General features: G+C 70.5%; 13 protein-coding genes and 2 pseudogenes. 9 read left to right on the top strand and 6 right to left on the bottom strand.

Translation table 11 applies throughout. The annotated features are described in order from the left end of the window. Positions 1 to 771 (bottom strand): transcriptional regulator CynR (gene cynR, locus D3105_RS24290; RefSeq protein WP_118905171.1); only part of this gene is annotated, 771 nt, incomplete at its 3' end. A gap of 125 nt (positions 772 to 896) precedes the next feature. On the opposite strand from cynR, the gene D3105_RS24295 reads away from it, so the two are divergent. From D3105_RS24295 to D3105_RS24310, 4 genes are all read left to right on the top strand, one after another. After that, positions 897 to 1466: a carbonic anhydrase gene (locus tag D3105_RS24295; RefSeq protein WP_118905172.1), complete on the top strand. Its 570-nt coding sequence runs from the start codon at positions 897 to 899 to the stop codon at positions 1464 to 1466. Between the two features lie 87 nt (positions 1467 to 1553). After that, a complete protein-coding gene (gene cynS / locus D3105_RS24300; RefSeq protein WP_118905173.1) occupies positions 1554 to 2024 on the top strand; it encodes a cyanase in 471 nt (156 codons plus the stop codon). A gap of 362 nt (positions 2025 to 2386) precedes the next feature. Beyond that, the gene (locus tag D3105_RS24305; protein WP_118905174.1) at positions 2387 to 5389 is read left to right on the top strand and encodes a family 16 glycoside hydrolase; all 3003 of its coding nucleotides are present in this window, start codon (positions 2387 to 2389) and stop codon (positions 5387 to 5389) included. Positions 5390 to 5470: 81 nt separating this feature from the next. Then, positions 5471 to 6019 (top strand): HAD domain-containing protein, encoded by a 549-nt coding sequence (locus tag D3105_RS24310; RefSeq protein ID WP_118905175.1) that lies wholly within the window; start codon positions 5471 to 5473, stop codon positions 6017 to 6019. A 13-nt stretch (positions 6020 to 6032) separates the two neighbouring features. Here D3105_RS24310 and D3105_RS24315 read toward each other — a convergent pair whose 3' ends face one another. Continuing rightward, positions 6033 to 6632: a DUF998 domain-containing protein gene (locus tag D3105_RS24315; protein WP_118905176.1), complete on the bottom strand. Its 600-nt coding sequence runs from the start codon at positions 6630 to 6632 to the stop codon at positions 6033 to 6035. Positions 6633 to 6774: 142 nt separating this feature from the next. On the opposite strand from D3105_RS24315, the gene D3105_RS24320 reads away from it, so the two are divergent. Further along, positions 6775 to 7866, top strand: coding sequence for a DNA glycosylase AlkZ-like family protein (locus D3105_RS24320; RefSeq protein ID WP_118905177.1), 1092 nt, complete (start codon positions 6775 to 6777; stop codon positions 7864 to 7866). A 28-nt stretch (positions 7867 to 7894) separates the two neighbouring features. On the opposite strand, the gene D3105_RS24325 is transcribed toward D3105_RS24320, so the two are convergent. Together D3105_RS24325 and D3105_RS24330 are read right to left on the bottom strand one after the other, a co-directional pair. Continuing rightward, positions 7895 to 8692 (bottom strand): alpha/beta fold hydrolase, encoded by a 798-nt coding sequence (locus D3105_RS24325; RefSeq protein WP_118905178.1) that lies wholly within the window; start codon positions 8690 to 8692, stop codon positions 7895 to 7897. A gap of 97 nt (positions 8693 to 8789) precedes the next feature. Further along, the gene (locus D3105_RS24330; protein WP_118905179.1) at positions 8790 to 9518 is read right to left on the bottom strand and encodes a TetR/AcrR family transcriptional regulator; all 729 of its coding nucleotides are present in this window, start codon (positions 9516 to 9518) and stop codon (positions 8790 to 8792) included. 166 nt (positions 9519 to 9684) lie between these two features. Here D3105_RS24330 and D3105_RS24335 point away from each other — a divergent pair, with 166 nt between their 5' ends. The 3 genes from D3105_RS24335 to D3105_RS24345 all read left to right on the top strand — a co-directional run bounded on the left by D3105_RS24335 (position 9685) and on the right by D3105_RS24345 (position 12605). Continuing rightward, positions 9685 to 10893, top strand: coding sequence for a saccharopine dehydrogenase family protein (locus tag D3105_RS24335; RefSeq protein ID WP_118905180.1), 1209 nt, complete (start codon positions 9685 to 9687; stop codon positions 10891 to 10893). Between the two features lie 154 nt (positions 10894 to 11047). After that, complete coding sequence (locus tag D3105_RS24340) at positions 11048 to 11455, top strand: YciI family protein (RefSeq protein ID WP_030809212.1); 408 nt, start codon at positions 11048 to 11050, stop codon at positions 11453 to 11455. Positions 11456 to 11462: 7 nt separating this feature from the next. Continuing rightward, the gene (locus D3105_RS24345; protein WP_118905181.1) at positions 11463 to 12605 is read left to right on the top strand and encodes an RNA polymerase sigma factor; all 1143 of its coding nucleotides are present in this window, start codon (positions 11463 to 11465) and stop codon (positions 12603 to 12605) included. A gap of 7 nt (positions 12606 to 12612) precedes the next feature. On the opposite strand, the gene D3105_RS24350 is transcribed toward D3105_RS24345, so the two are convergent. Then, on the bottom strand, positions 12613 to 13053 hold the full coding sequence (locus D3105_RS24350) for an ATP-binding protein (RefSeq protein ID WP_206272874.1): 441 nt from the start codon (positions 13051 to 13053) through the stop codon (positions 12613 to 12615). A gap of 191 nt (positions 13054 to 13244) precedes the next feature. Between D3105_RS24350 and D3105_RS24355 the strand changes: the two are divergent. Further along, positions 13245 to 13840 (top strand): annotated as a pseudogene (locus tag D3105_RS24355) (HtaA domain-containing protein); the annotation flags it as partial. Positions 13841 to 13932: 92 nt separating this feature from the next. Here the strand turns inward: D3105_RS24355 and D3105_RS24360 are convergent. After that, positions 13933 to 15333, bottom strand: a pseudogene (locus D3105_RS24360) (glycoside hydrolase family 6 protein); the annotation flags it as partial. Positions 15334 to 15650: the final 317 nt, after the last annotated feature.

A 15650-nucleotide genomic window follows, 5' to 3' on the forward strand; every position in this document is an offset into this window, starting at 1 on the left:
GACGGGGGCGAGGTGGGGGTGGTCGTGGGTGATGGCGTCGGGCAGGACGGTGGCCAGGCCGGTGCGCTGGACGATCTCGGTGAGGGCCTGGATGGAGTTGGCCTCGACCGTGATGCGTGGGGTTGCCCGGTGGCGGGTGAGGTACGCGTCGATGTGACCGCGTGTGGCGAAGTCGCCGCTGAGCAGGACCAGTCGTCGGTCGGTCAGTTCTTGGACGGGGAGTGGGGAGGGGCGGTCGGCGTCGGTCCTTACGCCGGTGACCAGCGTGAGCGTCTCCGTGAACAGAGCGGTGGCGGTAATGCCGGGGAGGTGGGGGCCGGCGAAGGCGATGCCGAGGTCGAGGTCGTCGGCGAGCAGGGCCGCTTCGATGCGGTCCTGAGGCATTTCCGTCAGCGTGAGGCTGAGGCCGGGGTGATGGGTGTGGAACTCGGCGGCCAGGGGGCCGACCAGATAGGCGGTGAAGGTGGGGGTGACGCCCAGGCGCAGATGGCCGCGGGAGAGGTCCTGGACGTCGTGGACGGCACGCTCGGCGGCGGCGAGGTGGCGCAGCGCGCGCCGGGCGCGGTCGGTGTAGGCGGCGCCGGCGTCGGTGAGTCGCACCGTGCGGCCGGTGCGGTCCAGTAGCTGCACGCCCAGGGTCCGCTCCAGTTGCTTGATCTGCTGGGAGAGCGTGGGTTGCGAGATGTGCAGCTCCTCGGCGGCGCGGGTGAAGTTGCCGTGGTCGGCGACGGCGAGGAGATAGCGCAGGTGACGCAGTTCGAGAGCGGCCATGAAGCCAACTATAGGTGCGGTCGATAGCCCTGAGACGTAGTTGCTCTTGGACGCTATAGCTACAGGTCATGCATGGTGGATTTCACCGGCCCGCAGGGGCCGATCACCCTCCGAAGGGAGTGACCATGCAGGACCTGGCTGAGGGCGTCGCCCGTTTCCAGCGGGACGTCTTTCCGGCAAAGGCGGAACTGTTCGCCCGTCTGGCAACGCGGCACACGCTGTTCATCAGCTGCTCGGACGCCCGCGTCGTTCCCGAGTTGATCACCGGCACCGAGCCGGGCGATCTCTTCGTCATCCGCACCGCCGGCAACCTGGTGCCCGCCTATTCCCCCGAGTCCGACGGGATCGCGGCGAGCATCGAGTACGCCGTCGCCGCACTGGGTGTCGACGACATCGTCGTCTGCGGTCACTCGGCGTGCGGTGCGATGACCGCGCTCGCCGAGCGCCACGACCTCAGTGGCGCCCCGGCGGTCGCCAGCTGGCTGCGGCACGCGGACGCCTCGGTGGCCCGTACGTCCGCCGACGGTGACGTGTCCGCCCTGGTACGGCAGAACGTGCTGGCGCAGCTGGCGAACCTGGTCACCCACCCTTCGGTCGCCAACGCACTGGCGCAGAGGATGGTCGCCCTGCACGGCTGGGTCTTCGACATTCCCACCGGCCGCGTCCAGGACCTGACCGCCCCGCGGGCGGCCTGAGTTCATGGCTCCGACTCCCCCACCCCGTACTGGCCACTCCGCCTCCTTTTCGTGAAGTGGCCACGCTGAGACAAGGACGTACTGATCATGGTGCATGCACAGCTCGATCCGACCGCCCGTGAGGCCCTGGCCGCCCGGGCCGTGGCGGCCAAGACCCTCAAGGACCTGTCCTGGCAGCAGATCGCCGACGCCTCGGGCCTGTCAGTGGCCTACACCACCGCCGCCGTTCTCGGCCAGCACCCGCTGCCGGAGGCGTCAGCGAAGGCCGTGGCCGAGTTGCTGGGTCTGGACGACGACGCGGCGGTGTTGCTGCAGACCATCCCGGTCCGCGGTTCGATGCCGAACCGGATTCCGACCGACCCGACGATGTACCGCTTCTACGAAATGCTTCAGGTCTACGGCACGACCCTCAAGGCCCTGGTCCACGAACAGTTCGGCGACGGCATCGTCTCCGCGATCAACTTCCGGCTCGACGTGAAGAAGGTCGAAGACCCCGAGGGCGGCGAGCGCGCCGTCATCACCCTGGACGGGAAGTACCTGCCGACCAAGCCCTTCTGACCCCGACCGATACGGCGCGTACGCGTCGGACGCCCGCACGCGTACACCCGGTCCGGATCCGCGCCCCGCGGGTCCGGACCGTCGCCGTTCCCCCGTTTGTGCTGATGGGGTGCCAGATGCCTTGCGAACCAAGGAGTTTGGCGACTTTGCATCAACACCAGCGAACTTTGAACACTGCGGCGACGAAGTATGGACGCCGTCGGTAGAAGCCTCCTACTGTTCTCGGCGCAGCCACCGGAGCCCCTTGTCCGGACGGAAGCGCTGCCCCATCCCCCGCACGAGCCGAACGTTCACCCCCGGGCGCCGGGTGGCCCCACCCACCGCCGCGACGCGCCCCTCGCAGCGAGGGGCCAGGAGGAAGAATGCATCCACGGCCGCTCCACCGTTGCCGCAGACACCTCACCGGTCTGCTGGTCTCCGCGTTTCTCGTCGGCGCGTTCGCCGCCTCACCGGCCACCGCCGCGCCGGCGCCGAGGCCGCAGGACGAACTCCCGCCCCAGGAACCGGGCGTCACCCTGCGCGTCTTCGATGTCCAGGTGCCCCTCGACAAGCTGTGCGACATCAAGGCCGGACAGACGCCGAACGTCGACAAACTGATGCCCGGCATCGACTGGAGTTCGCCGGACGACTTCGGCTTCAGCGACCATTTCGTCTCCCAGGTCACCGCCAACCTGACCGTCCCGCAGGACGGCTCCTACGCCTTCCGTCTGATCAGCGACGACGGCTCGCGGCTGCGGATCAACGACTCCACCGTCATCGATCACGACGGGCTGCACGGCGCGGATCCCAAGGACGGATCGGTCGACCTGACGAGTGGTCATCACGCTTTGCGAATCGACCACTTCGACCGCACCGGCGGTCAGCAGGTCACGCTCCAATGGAAGCCGCCCGGCGCCGCGGACTTCGCCGTCGTGCCGAACTCCGTACTCAGCACCGACGCCGACGTCGTACGGGTGACGGCACCGGGTCGCAAGGAGTGCGAAGGCGCCCTCGACTCGCCCGGGGACGGGCTGCCGCTGACCGGGACGCACCCGGACTACGCGCTCACCGATCTGCGCCCGGCGGGCTTCGAGCCGCAGGTCACCGCGATGGACTGGCTGCCCGACGGCCGGCTGGCCGTGACCACCTGGGGCGGCACCGACAACTCGACCGGCGAGGTCTACTTCCTCGACAACGTCCGGGGCGAGACCGATGCGGGGAGGGTCACCGCCAAGAAGGTCGCGGACGGGCTGAAGGAGCCCATGGGCATCAAGGCCGTCGACGGCAAGCTGTACGTCTCGCAGAAGCACGAACTCACCGAGCTGACCGACGCCGACGGCGACGATGTGGCCGACGAGAAGCGGACCGTCGCCACGTGGCCGTACGGCGGGAACTTCCACGAGTTCGCCTTCGGGCTGCTTTACCGGGACGGGTACTTCTACCTGAACCTGTCCGTGGCGATCGACCTGGGCGGGGCGACCACCGATCCGCAGCCGGCGCCGAACCGGGGTTCGACCATCAAGGTGAACAAGGAGACCGGCGAGGTCGACTACATCGCCGGTGGTCTGCGTACGCCCAACGGCATCGGCTGGGGGCCCGAGGGCGACATGTTCGTCCTCGACAACCAGGGCGGCTGGCTGCCCTCCTCGAAGCTGCTCCACATCAAGCAGGACCGCTTCTTCAACCACTACACCAACCCCTCGGGCCCCTTCGACGACAAGCCGGTCACCAAGCCGGTGCTGTGGCTGCCGCAGAACGAGATAGCCAACTCACCCAGCGCCCCTCTGCAGTTGACCGCGGGGCGGTTCGCCGGGCAGATGCTGTTCGGGGACGTCACGTACGGCGGCATCCAGCGCGCGTACCTGGAGAAGGTCGACGGCGAGTACCAGGGCGCGGTGTTCCGCTTCACCCAGGGCCTCGAAGCCGGTGTCAACCGGATCAGCATGGGGCCGGACGGCGCGATCTACGCCGGTGGCCTCGGCGCGGGCGGCAACTGGGGGCAGGAGGGCAAGCTGACCTACGGGCTCCAGAAGCTCTCCCCCAGTGGTGACAAGGCCTTCGACATCCTGGCCATGCGGGCGAAGCCGGGCGGTTTTGAACTGGAGTACACCGAGCCGCTCTCCGAGGAGACCGCGGCGAAGCTCGCCGAGAGCTACCGGGCCGAGCAGTGGGCGTACGCCCCGACGCCCGCGTACGGGGGTCCGAAGATCGATGAGGAGTCCCTCGACATCAGTGGGGCCACCCTTTCCGATGACCGCAAGAAGGTCACGCTGAGCATTCCCGGGCTCAAGGCGAACCGGGTCGTCCACATCCGCTCGCCGCGCCCCTTCGCCTCCGCCGGCGGCACCGAGCTGTGGAGCACGGAAGCCTGGTACACCCTCAACTCGCTGCCCGGCGACCGGCCCGCGGCCACGCAGTACGAGGCGGAGGAGGCCGCCCTCACCGGAGGCGCGGGCTTCGACACCGAGCACGCGGGGTACTCCGGCGGCGGCTTCGTCGACAACTTCGGCCAGGAAGGCGCGGCGGTCGCCTTCGACGTGGAGGCCGGCGAGGCGGGAACGTACGACGTGGGTCTGCGCTATTCCAACGGGCCGAACCCGGCGCCCGGCACGAAGACGGTGAGCGTCCACGTCAACGGTGAGAAGGTGCGCCAGACCAAGCTGCTCTCCACCACCGACTGGAAGACCTGGTCGACGGGGACCGAGGAGCTGGATCTGCGCGAGGGCCGCAACACGATCACCTACTCCTACGACAGCGGTGACACGGGCCATGTCAACCTCGACATGATCACCGTCCACCCGAAGGGCGCCCGCGTCCAGCTCTTCGACGGCACCGACCAGGCGGCCTGGCAGCACCCGGACGGGCGTACGCCGGAGTGGCCGGTGAACGGCGAGGTGATGGAGGTCGCCGGCGGTGACCTGCGAACGAAGCAGGGCTTCCAGGACTTCCGTGCGCATGTGGAGTTCTGGCTGCCGAACCTTCCGCCGGACGTCACTGGTCAGGACCGCGCCAACAGCGGTGTCTACCTCCAGGATCGCTACGAGGTGCAGATCCTCGACTCGTACGGCGACACCACGCTCGCGGACAACGAGGCCGGGGCGATCTACACCAAGAAGGCCCCGGACGTGAACGCGGCCACGGCTCCGGAGACCTGGCAGACGTACGACATCACCTTCCGCGCCGCCCGTTACGACGCTTCGGGGGCGAAGACGGAGGACGCCCGGGTCACGGTCGTGTGGAACGGTGTCACCGTCCACGACGACGTCGCCATCGACGGACCCACCGGCGGCGGTGCGGCCGAGGGCCCGACAGCCGGAGCGATCAAACTCCAGGACCACGGCAGCAAGATCCGCTACCGGAACGTGTGGGTGGAGCCCCTCACCTGAGCCCGCCCTGCGCGCTACCGGCCCCCACCGGACTCCGACCTGAGGTCGAGGTCCGGTGGGGGCCGTCGCTATGGTGCCCGCGTGACCTCCACAGCCCAACGTCCGCTGTTGTTCCTCGACGTCGACGGACCGCTCATCCCCTTCGGCGCCTCCCAGCCGTACCCGACCTACGAGACCGGCCCCGAGGACCCGGGCGCCCGTGAGAATCCGCTCCTGGCCAGGATCAATCCCCAGCACGGGCCCCGGCTCACGGCTCTGCCCTGCGAACTCGTCTGGGCGACCACATGGATGGAGGACGCGAACACCTGGGTCGCTCCCCGTATCGGCCTGCCGTCGTTGCCGGTCGTCGGCCTGCCGGGAGGCTCCGAGGCCGATGGCGCCGTCGGTTACGAGGAGGAGGAAGAGGATGTGCGGAACGGGCTGCACTGGAAGACCCGCACCCTCGTCGCCCGGGCCGCCGGCCGGCCCTTCGTCTGGGTCGACGACGAGATCACCGGCACCGACCGGTCCTGGGTCGCCGTCCACCACCCTAGCCCCGCCCTGCTCCACCGGGTGGACCCCCGGCAGGGGCTCAGGGGCAGCGACTACGCGGTCCTCGACGCCTGGCTGCGGCGCTGGGCGAGCGCGTAGGTGTTCCCCGCGACTACCCCGGAGCCTGTCGGGCTACGGTCCTGCGGCAGGAGAGCACGACCAGGAACGGCCACAACGCCTGAAGGAACGTCACGACACGCTCCGCGACGCCCGGGGCCCGGGCGGTCTGGAGTTCCGCCACGAACCACAACGCACTCGCGAGCATCAGCGCGCTCGCGGCGAGCGACACATCCAGGCGCAGTCCCAACGGCACCGGCCTCCCGCCCCGGGCGGCGGCCAGCGGCGGCCACACCGCCAGCAGCACCACGCCCACCGTGGCCACCGCCCCGTGCTCCAGCGCCCCGCCGCTGCTCGGGACGGGGACCAGGGTCAGGGCCAGCGCCGACAGCCCGCCGCCGGCCAAAGCCACCCGGCCGGGGAGCGCCGCCTGCCGGAGCGCGTGCGCCGTGGCCACGTAACAGGTTCCCAGCACCAGCAGCACCCCCGTCATCAGCCAGTAGCTGGTGGCGCCGTAGGAGGCGAGCACGCTCAGGGTGTCCGCCGCGGGGTCGTACGTCGGTCCCTGGCGCACCTGCGCAATCATCCAGGAGCCGACCAGCAGGACGGGGGCGCACCCGGAGGAGACCAAGGCCCACCAAGGAGCAGATCGCATCCAGTCAGCATAAATCGGTGCATCTTTCCTTGCGCTGCTCTCCGTCTCCTTCGGCCTTCCGTGCCTCCTGTCGGCGGCCGGGCGAGTGCTGCGGGCGGTCGGCGGCGGTAGCGTACGGAAGCCTGTGGTGAGGAGGCATCAGGTGAACGGCACCGCCCGGATCGATGTGAGCCGCGAGCAGGTCCTGCGGTACCGCGTGGCGGCCCATGGGTTCGACCGTGCCTCGCCCACGCCCGGTGTCCTGGTCCTCGGCGTCCAGGACACTCCGCGGGGCTCGGCCCCGGTGGCGCTCGCTGCGAGAGGCGCCTCCGCCGGTCCTCTGGAACGTGTCTGGTCCTTCCGCGGCGCGCCGCATCTGCACCGGCGCACGGAGCTGGCGGCACTGGCCGGTGCCCTGTGGCCGCTCGACGACGCCGACGCCACCGCCCGGATCAGCACCGCGGTGATCAAGGAGGGGGCGACGCTGGGACTGGCGGCCTTCCGCGTCACGGCAAAGGCCTTCCGCCGGACCGTGGCCGGGCCGCTGGGAAAGGGCGAGGTCAGTGCGGCGGTGAGCGCGGCCGTACCGGAATCCCTGACGTACTGGTGCGCCCCGTGCGGGGCGCGGCACATCTCCGGTCTGCTCTTCCAGCAGGCCGGACTCTTCGGGTCGGTGCGGGTCGGCACCGAGCGGGGGAAGACGGTGCTCTCGCCGCTCGGGTCGCCGTTCCCGGTGCCGGAGACGGCGTCGGGGACGCAGGATCTTGTCCGCGCCTATCTGCGTTTTCTCGGTCCGGCCACCCGGGCGGAGGCGGCCGCGTTCCTCGGGACACGGCCGACCGCGATCCGGCCGGTGTGGCCACAGGGGCTCGTCGAGGTCTCGGTGGACGGTGCGCCGGCCTGGCTCCCGGAGTCCGAGGTGACGGCGTTGCGCGGGGCGCCGCGCGCCGACGCCGGCACCGTCCGGCTGCTGCCGCCCGGCGATCCGTTCCTCCAGGCGCGGGACCGGTCGCTGCTGCTGCCGGAGAGGGACCGGCAGAAGGAGCTGTGGCGGGCCATCGGCGGGCCGGGGGCCGTGCTCGCCGGGTCGGAGATCGTCGGTACCTGGCGTGCCCGGGCCTCGGGGCGGCGCGTGGAGGTGACGGTGACGGGGTTCGCCGCGCTGTCCGCCGCGGTGCGGCGGGCCCTGGAGACCGAGGCTCAGACCGTCGCCGAGGTACGCGGGGCGAAGGACGCCCTCCTGCGGATCGAGTGAAGCACGGGTCCGTGGGAGGCGATGGCCGTCAGGATGCGGCGGTCTCGGGCTTCGCGCGGCGGACGGGCATCATGGTCTCCGCCGCCTCTTGCGCCAGGTGGTCGAGAATCAACCGGTTGACGAGAGCCGGTTTCTCCAGCGGGACCAGGTGGGACGCCCCGGGCACGACAGCGAGTTCGGCGTCCGGGATCGCGCGGTACAGGGCCGTCGTGTGTTCCAGCGTCATCAGGTCGTCGTCGCCGGACATCACCAGGGTGGGCGCCTCGATACGGGCCAGGTCCTCGGGCGTGAGCGTCGGCTGGGTGCGCCACATGTCGAGCACCTTCGCGGCCACCACCGGCCAGTGGTCCGGGCCGTCCGGCGCGACGGGCTCGTACAGCTCACGGAAGAACTCCAGGTCGGGCCCGGACGGCGTCATCGTGTCCAGCATCGACGGCTCGGCGAAACACTCCGGGCCCGGGCGGAAGTTGGCCCCGATCGCGACGACCTTGCGGACGAGATCGGGACGGTCCCGGGCGACGAGCAGCGCGACGACTCCGCCGTCGCTCCAGCCCACCAGGTGCGCCGGTCCTTCGACGACCGTCTCCAGGAAGGCCACGGTGTCGTCGGCCATGTCCTGGTACGTCAGGGGGCCCGGGACATCGGCGGTGTGCCCGTGGGCGCGCCGTTCCGGAAGGTGTACGCGGTAGGCGGCGGCGAGGTCTGCGCGCTGGGCGCCCCACGTGTCGTTGGTGCAGAAGCCGCCGTGCAGGAGGACGAGCGGGTCGCCGGCGCCCTCGGTCTCGTACCAGGTCCTGACACCGGGCAGGTCCGCGTACTCACCCATCGTCCAGGCCTCTCCGGGGCTGTCGTCGTTCCGCCTTCTCCGGCCAGTCTGCTCGGTGGCCTCGGGAGCCGCCACACGAGTCGGTGCGACCCGAATGTCAGGCGTCGGCCGGGTCGGTGGCGCGCCGCGCGAGCCGGATGCCCGCCTCGGCGCTGTCGAGCAGCATCTCCAGCGCGGTGGGGTACGCGCTGTCGTTCATCCTCGCGACCAGCAGCGGTGCGAGGGCGGCGATGTTGGGGTGGGTTTCCGCCGGCAGTTCGGCGTAGGTGGCGTGCCAGACCCGTTCGTCGGCGGTGCGGGCCGCTTCGGGCAGGGCGAGGCTCGCGGCGTCGAGTGCGGCGAAGGCGAGTGCCTGGTCGACGAACGCCTGGTAGATCCGTACGACGTCCGGGTCGGGCAGCCCGGTCGATCGCAGGATGCCGAGGAGCGTCTCGTCGCCGGCGATCTCGTTGGCCCGCCCGCTGACCCGGCTGGCGGTCAGCACGGCGGCCTCCGGGTGGGCCAGATAGGCGGTGTGGATGCGCAGGCCGATCTCGCGCAGGTCGGTGCGCCACTGTCCGGTGGGCCGCCAGCCGCGCATCGCGCGTCCGATCAGTTCGTCGGCGATGGCGAGGGTCAGGTCGTCGATGCCGCGGAAGTAGCGGTAGAGCGTGCTCGGGTCGGCTCCTAGAGCGAGGCCCAGGCGGCGCACGGTCAGTCCGTCCCTGCCGTGTTCGTGGAGCATGCGCAGAGCGGTCTCGACGATCAGCTCCTGGGTGACGACCACGCCCTGGCGTGTCGGCCGCCTGCGCCGCCGCTCCTCCTCCGGGACCACCTTCTTCGCCATCCGCGCCTCTCCCGTCTCTCGGTACCCGGCGTCCAGCGGTGCTGACCTGTCAGGCCTGCTCACCTTATGCCAACGCCGTTGACGTTACTCAAGTGCGCCCCTTTCATGGACGAATCCAAGGGCACCGGCCCGTACGGCCAACCCCTCGACGAAAGGCACATCCGCCATGCGCGTACTCCTCGTCGGCGCAGGTGGCGTGGGCACGGCGATCACCAGGATCGCCGCCCGCCGCTCCTTCTTCGACCACATGGTCGTCACCGACTACGACCTCTCCCGGGCCGAGGCGGCGGTGGCCGCGCTCGGCGAGGACGGGGCAAGGTTCTCCGCGCTGCGCGTCGACGCCTCGGACCGGGCGGCGGTCACCGCCCTGATCTCCGAGCAGCGGTGCGACATCCTCGTGAACGCCACCGACCCCCGGTTCGTGATGCCGTTGTTCGACGCGGCCCTGGCCGCCGGGGTCGACTATCTGGACATGGCCATGTCCCTGTCCTCCCCGCATCCGGAGCGCCCGTACGAGGAGTGCGGGGTCAAGCTCGGCGACGGGCAGTTCGAGCGGGCCGCGGCGTGGGAGGAGGCGGGGCGGCTCGCGCTCGTCGGGGTGGGTGTCGAGCCGGGGCTCTCCGATGTCTTCGCCCGGTACGCGGCGGACGAACTGTTCGACGAGATCGAGGAGATCGGCGTCCGGGACGGTGCGAATCTGACCGTCGAGGGCTATGACTTCGCCCCGTCGTTCTCGATCTGGACCACCATCGAGGAGTGTCTCAACCCACCGGTGATCTGGGAGAAGGAGCGGGGCTGGTTCACCACGGCGCCGTTCAGCGAACCGGAGGTGTTCGACTTCCCGGAGGGCATCGGTCCGGTGGAGTGCGTCAACGTCGAGCACGAGGAGGTCCTGCTGATCCCGCGCTGGGTGGAGTCCCGGCGCGTCACGTTCAAGTACGGGCTGGGCGAGGAGTTCATCGAGACCCTCAAGACCCTTCACCGGCTCGGCCTCGACCGCACGGACAAGGTGACCGTGCCCGGCGGCGCCGTGTCGCCCCGTGACGTCGTCGCGGCCTGTCTGCCCGACCCGGCGTCCCTGGGCGAACTGATGCGGGGCAAGACCTGTGCCGGTACCTGGGTGAAGGGCACGAAGGACGGCGCGCCCCGGGAGGTGTACCTCTACCACGTGGTCGACAATCAGTGGTCGATGCGCGAGTACGGCTCCCAGGCCGTGGTCTGGCAGACGGCGATCAACCCGGTGATCGCCCTGGAGCTGGTGGCGGGCGGCGTCTGGAGCGGTACGGGGGTGCTCGGCGCCGAGGCGCTGGACCCGCGCCCGTTCCTCGATCTGCTCGTCGCGTACGGGTCGCCGTGGGGCCTGCGCGAGCAGTGAACGCGGGCCCGTCCGCGGTCTCTCCACGGGCCGCCCTCCGGCCGTCGGAGAAAGTCGAGAAGTTTCCGGGCGGCGATGTCGAGAACCCGGATCCGGCTCCGTCCCCGTAGTGAGAGCGGCCAGAATGGGCCGCACAGCACCGAGGAGAGACATCATGGCCAAGTACCTGCTGCTCAAGCACTACCGCGGCGCCCCGGCAGCGGTCAACGACGTGCCGATGGACCGGTGGACGCCCGAGGAGATCTCGGCGCACATGCAGTACATGCAGGACTTCGCGGACCGGCTGGAGAAGACCGGGGAGTTCGTCGACGGTCAGGCACTCGCCCCCGAGGGCTCCTGGGTCCGGTACGACGGTGAGGGCCGCCCGCCGGTCACCGACGGGCCGTTCGCCGAGACCAAGGATCTGATCGCCGGCTGGATGATCATCGACGTGGACGGTCACGACCGGGCGGTCGAGCTGGCGGGGGAGCTGTCCGCCGCTCCCGGGGCCGGCGGGAAGCCGATCCACGAGTGGCTGGAGGTGCGCCCGTTCCTCACCGCGCCGCCCACCGTCACGGAGTGACGCCTCGATGGACGAACTCCTTCTGCGGAGCCTCACCCCGGGCGTGCTCGCCGTCCTCGTCCGCCGCGGAGCAGACTTCGCGGCGGCCGAGGACGCGGTGCAGGACGCCCTGGTCGCGGCGGTCCGCGTGTGGCCGGGTGACACGCCGCGGGATCCGAAGGGCTGGCTGGTCACCGTGGCCTGGCGGCGGTTCCTCGACGCGGCCCGGGCGGATGCCTCGCGGCGGCGGCGCGAGGACCGTCTCGACGAAGAGCCCGCGCCGGGCCCCGCACCGGCCGTGGACGACACGCTCCAGCTCTACTTCCTGTGCGCCCACCCGTCTCTGACGCCGTCGTCGGCGGTCGCGCTCACGCTGCGCGCCGTCGGCGGGCTCACGACCCGCCAGATCGCCCGGGCGTATCTGGTGCCCGAGACGACCATGGCGCAGCGGATCAGCCGGGCGAAGCGCACCGTCTCCGGGGTGAGGTTCGATCGGCCCGGCGATGTCTCCACCGTGCTGCGCGTGCTGTATCTGGTTTTCAACGAGGGCTATTTTGGGGATGTGGACCTCGCCGCGGAGGCGATCCGGCTCACCCGGCAGCTCGCGGCCGCGATCGACCACCCGGAGGTGGCGGGGCTGCTCGCCCTCATGCTGCTCCACCACGCCCGGCGCGCCTCCCGGACCGCGCCCGACGGGAGTCTGGTGCCGCTCGCCGAGCAGGACCGGGGCCGGTGGGACACCGGGATGATCGCCGAGGGCGTGGAGATCCTGCAGGCGGCCCTCGCCCGGGACCGGCTGGGCGAGTTCCAGGCCCAGGCCGCCGTCGCGGCGCTCCACGCGGACGCGCCGACCGCCGAGGAGACCGACTGGGTGCAGATCGTCGAGTGGTACGACGAGCTGGCGGGCCTTACGGACAGCCCGGTCGTCCGGCTCAACCGGGCGGTGGCCGTCGGCGAGGCCGACGGCCCGCGTGCCGGGCTGGCCGAACTGGCCGCGCTGAGCGACTCGTTGCCCCGTCATACGGCGGTCGCGGCGTATCTGCACGAGCGTGACGGTGACCTGCCGGCGGCCGCGCGGCTGTACGCGGAGGCCGCCCACAAGGCCCCCACGCTCGCCGAGCGCGACCATCTGACGCGCCAGGCCGCGCGGATCAACGCCGAACGCGGGTGAGTGAACGTCAGGCTGTGCCGCCGGGACCGTGATCCGGGTCAGGGTGACCAGGGGGCACGAAGCAGGCGGTCACGGTCTTGCCGTCCCGCTGGGGGTGGTGTTCCCAGCTGTCGGAGAGCGCCTCGACGATGGCGAGGCCCCGGCCGCCCGTCGCGTCGAGGCCCCGGTCGGCTGTGGCGGGGAGCACCGGACTGGAGTCGTGAACGCTGACATGCAGGCAGGCACTGTCCCAGGTCAGGACGAGCTGGGCATCGCTGTGCGCGTGTTTGTGTGCGTTGGTGATGAGCTCGGACACGGTCAGGAGCACCGAGTCCACCAGATCGGGAGCGCTCTTCGTCCACGCCAGTGAGTCGAGATGCTCCCGCGCCCAGTGGCGCCCCGCCCGCACCCCCTGGGACATGGGGAAGGACTGCGCCCAGCCCACCGCCCTCATCTCGGAATCGGCCATGACCTTGCCTCTCCTTCGTCGACCAGGAAGTGAGGTCGTCGTTCGTCGCCCTCCGTCCGTTCTCCTACCCGCCCGCGCGGATATGACGTCCGACCGGCCCGTACGGGAGGCGGACATCCGCACTCGTGATGACTTGGGTAAGGCTCACCTGATATGCGAGTGTCGTCTTCGGGTCCCCACACGCCAAGAAGCCGGTATCCCCCGGCAAGGGCGGCAAGCTGAGGGTCGTCGGTACGGTCCAGACCGTCGGCGCCACGGACGACGTCTGGCGTCCGCCGGCCAAGACGTCCGTGGTGTTCGAGTTCCGGGCGAAGGGTGCCAAGACCTGCAGCCGTGCCGCGTCGGTCACCACGGACACGAAGGGTGTGGCCACGGCGTCGGTCGCCGCCGTCAAGGACGGCACTGGCGGGCCCGTTACGCGGGAACCGGCGACCGGGCAGCGGCCGTGAGCTCCTCGGACAACGTGGACGTCAAGCTGCGGACCACCGTGTCCGGCTTCAATGCCTCCCCGGAGCCGGTCCGCAAGGGACGCACCATCACGGTCAAGAGCACCCTGCGCAGCCTGGACGGCACCTGGAAGAACACCTCCGGCCAGTCGGTCAGCATCCTGTTCAAGACCGACGGTTCCAGCAAGGGGAGCAAGCTGGCGACCGTGAAGACGAACAGCACGGGCGTGTTCTCGAAGGTGTTCACGGCGAAGAAGGACGGCACGTGAAAGGCGCAGTTCACGGCCACCTCGTCCCGGCTGGGCACGACCAGTTCCGGTGACCGCGTCGACGTGCGCTGAACCGGGCGCGCGGGCCGTGGCCGACGGGGAACGGTTCCCGTCGGCCACGGCCCGCGTGTGTCACCGGCCCGTGTGTGTCACCGGCTCGCGGTACCGTTGCCTCCGTCGAGCGGCGGGTGGGCGTTGCGGAGCAGTTCCTGGAACTGTCCGGAGAACCAGTGTCCGGCCACCGGGGAGTCCGGCAGGGCGCCGGTGAGGTTGTAGCCGTTTCGGCCGTTGCCGGTGTACGTCGGGTCGCACATCCGATCGAAGCCCTTGCCCTCGTCGTTGTCGATGGGTTCGCTGCTGCCGTCGGACTCGCCCGGGGGCTTGGCCCAGACGTAGGCATCGATCCCCGGCTCGGGTGCGGTCGTGGGTCGCTCGCCGATGCCCGCGCCGCTCTGGTTGCACCAGTTGCCGGCGTGGATGCGGCGGTCGGTCCGGCCGCCGTCGACGTAGGCGTCGGCGCTGGTCCGCGGCCCGGGGCCGGTGGGCCGGGCGGAGCCGCCCCAGCCGTTGCGGGCGGTGTCGATGAGCATGCCGAGGTCGGAGGCGAAGCCCTGGCGGACCAGTTCGGTGCGCAAAGCCTGGGCGAACGAGAGCTCGTCGACGTAGTGGTTCCAGTCGATCCAGCGCGACTGGCGCACCGTGGTGCCGTTCACGGAGTCGGTCACCGCGAAGTGCGGTTCTTCGAGCGCCGAGTAGTTGGCGGTGTTCACGATGAAGCCGTGCACATCGGCGGCGGTGGCGCCCTCCGTCGTCGCGGCCTTCTTGAACTGCTGCGCGGCGGGGACGAAGTTGGAGTCCCAGCCGAGCCAGCCGTGGTGGGCCGCGTCGACGTAGTTGTAGACGTTGGGGATGGCTCCGAGCGTGTGCAGGGCGTACCCGACGCCCTTCTCGTAGTTGCCGTTGGCCTTCATCGTGGCGCACTCGGGCGTCGAACCGGCGGTGCCTCCGGCGTTGGTGACGAGGTTGGGCAGCGAGTCCGGCTCGATGAGCGTGACGATGCGCAGAGAGGCGTAGGCGGGGTCGCCGAGGATGTCGGCGATGGGGTCGATGTAGTCGCTCTTGTAGCGGTCGAGTTCGGTGGGGCCGAGTTCACCGTTGGAGGCGAGTGCGGCGCAGTCACGGCCGGGCAGGTTGTAGATGACGACCTGGAAGAGGTCGGCTCCCTGGCTCACGGCCGTGTCGAGGTGCGCTCGTAAGCCTCGGGCGCCGGGTGTGCCGCCGATCGCGGCGATGCGGTCCATCCAGACGAACGACGGCTCGTCGGCGATGGCGGCCCCGCCGGGTTCGGCGGCGGCCTTGGCGGACCAGTCGGGGTTCACGTACGCGGTGGCGCCGGCATAGGGGTTGTCGACGCGGGCCGCGGCCGACGCCTGTCCGGGGGCGGCGACCGCGAGCGACGCGCCCATGATCAGGGCGGACAGCGTGGCGGCGGTCCTTCGGCGGGACGCCTGCGGGATGGTGGTGCGCCGAGGTGCGTGCGGGGTGGTGGTGCCTCTGCTTCTCATTGCGGCTCCGTGCTCCTCTCGTGCGTCCGTCGCGGGTGTCGACGGACGGTTCGGGGGTCCGTGACGCTCAGGAGGTGAGGGGTTCGGGTGGGGGGAAACGCTGCGTGGGAGCGCTCCCAAGGTTGCGCGGCTTCCGGTGACTGTCAAGCCGTCCGTCTTGATTACCTTGCGCAGTACGACAGTTGGCGTGATTGGAGCGCTCCCACCCGCAAGAGATTCAGCAGTTCACGGCCGAAGATGCCGTGACGCTGGTCTAGTCCAAGCTGCGCCCGTCCCTCTATCCTCACCGGTAGCCGGTGACACACCGCCCCCCCCCC

The organism is Streptomyces globisporus, from assembly GCF_003501885.1.
In the GTDB taxonomy this organism is placed as follows: Bacteria; Actinomycetota; Actinomycetes; order Streptomycetales; family Streptomycetaceae; genus Streptomyces; species Streptomyces globisporus_D.

Excerpts from the sequence above, each read along its gene's own strand:
- cynS (WP_118905173.1), top strand. The coding sequence starts at position 1,554 with ATGGTGCATGCACAGCTCGATCCGACCGCCCGTGAGGCCCTGGCCGCC.
- D3105_RS24340 (WP_030809212.1), top strand. The coding sequence starts at position 11,048 with ATGGCCAAGTACCTGCTGCTCAAGCACTACCGCGGCGCCCCGGCAGCG.
- D3105_RS24335 (WP_118905180.1), top strand. The coding sequence starts at position 9,685 with ATGCGCGTACTCCTCGTCGGCGCAGGTGGCGTGGGCACGGCGATCACC.
- D3105_RS24330 (WP_118905179.1), bottom strand. The coding sequence starts at position 9,518 with ATGGCGAAGAAGGTGGTCCCGGAGGAGGAGCGGCGGCGCAGGCGGCCG.
- D3105_RS24345 (WP_118905181.1), top strand. The coding sequence starts at position 11,463 with ATGGACGAACTCCTTCTGCGGAGCCTCACCCCGGGCGTGCTCGCCGTC.
- D3105_RS24315 (WP_118905176.1), bottom strand. The coding sequence starts at position 6,632 with ATGCGATCTGCTCCTTGGTGGGCCTTGGTCTCCTCCGGGTGCGCCCCC.
- D3105_RS24325 (WP_118905178.1), bottom strand. The coding sequence starts at position 8,692 with ATGGGTGAGTACGCGGACCTGCCCGGTGTCAGGACCTGGTACGAGACC.
- D3105_RS24350 (WP_206272874.1), bottom strand. The coding sequence starts at position 13,053 with ATGGCCGATTCCGAGATGAGGGCGGTGGGCTGGGCGCAGTCCTTCCCC.
- D3105_RS24295 (WP_118905172.1), top strand. The coding sequence starts at position 897 with ATGCAGGACCTGGCTGAGGGCGTCGCCCGTTTCCAGCGGGACGTCTTT.
- D3105_RS24305 (WP_118905174.1), top strand. The coding sequence starts at position 2,387 with ATGCATCCACGGCCGCTCCACCGTTGCCGCAGACACCTCACCGGTCTG.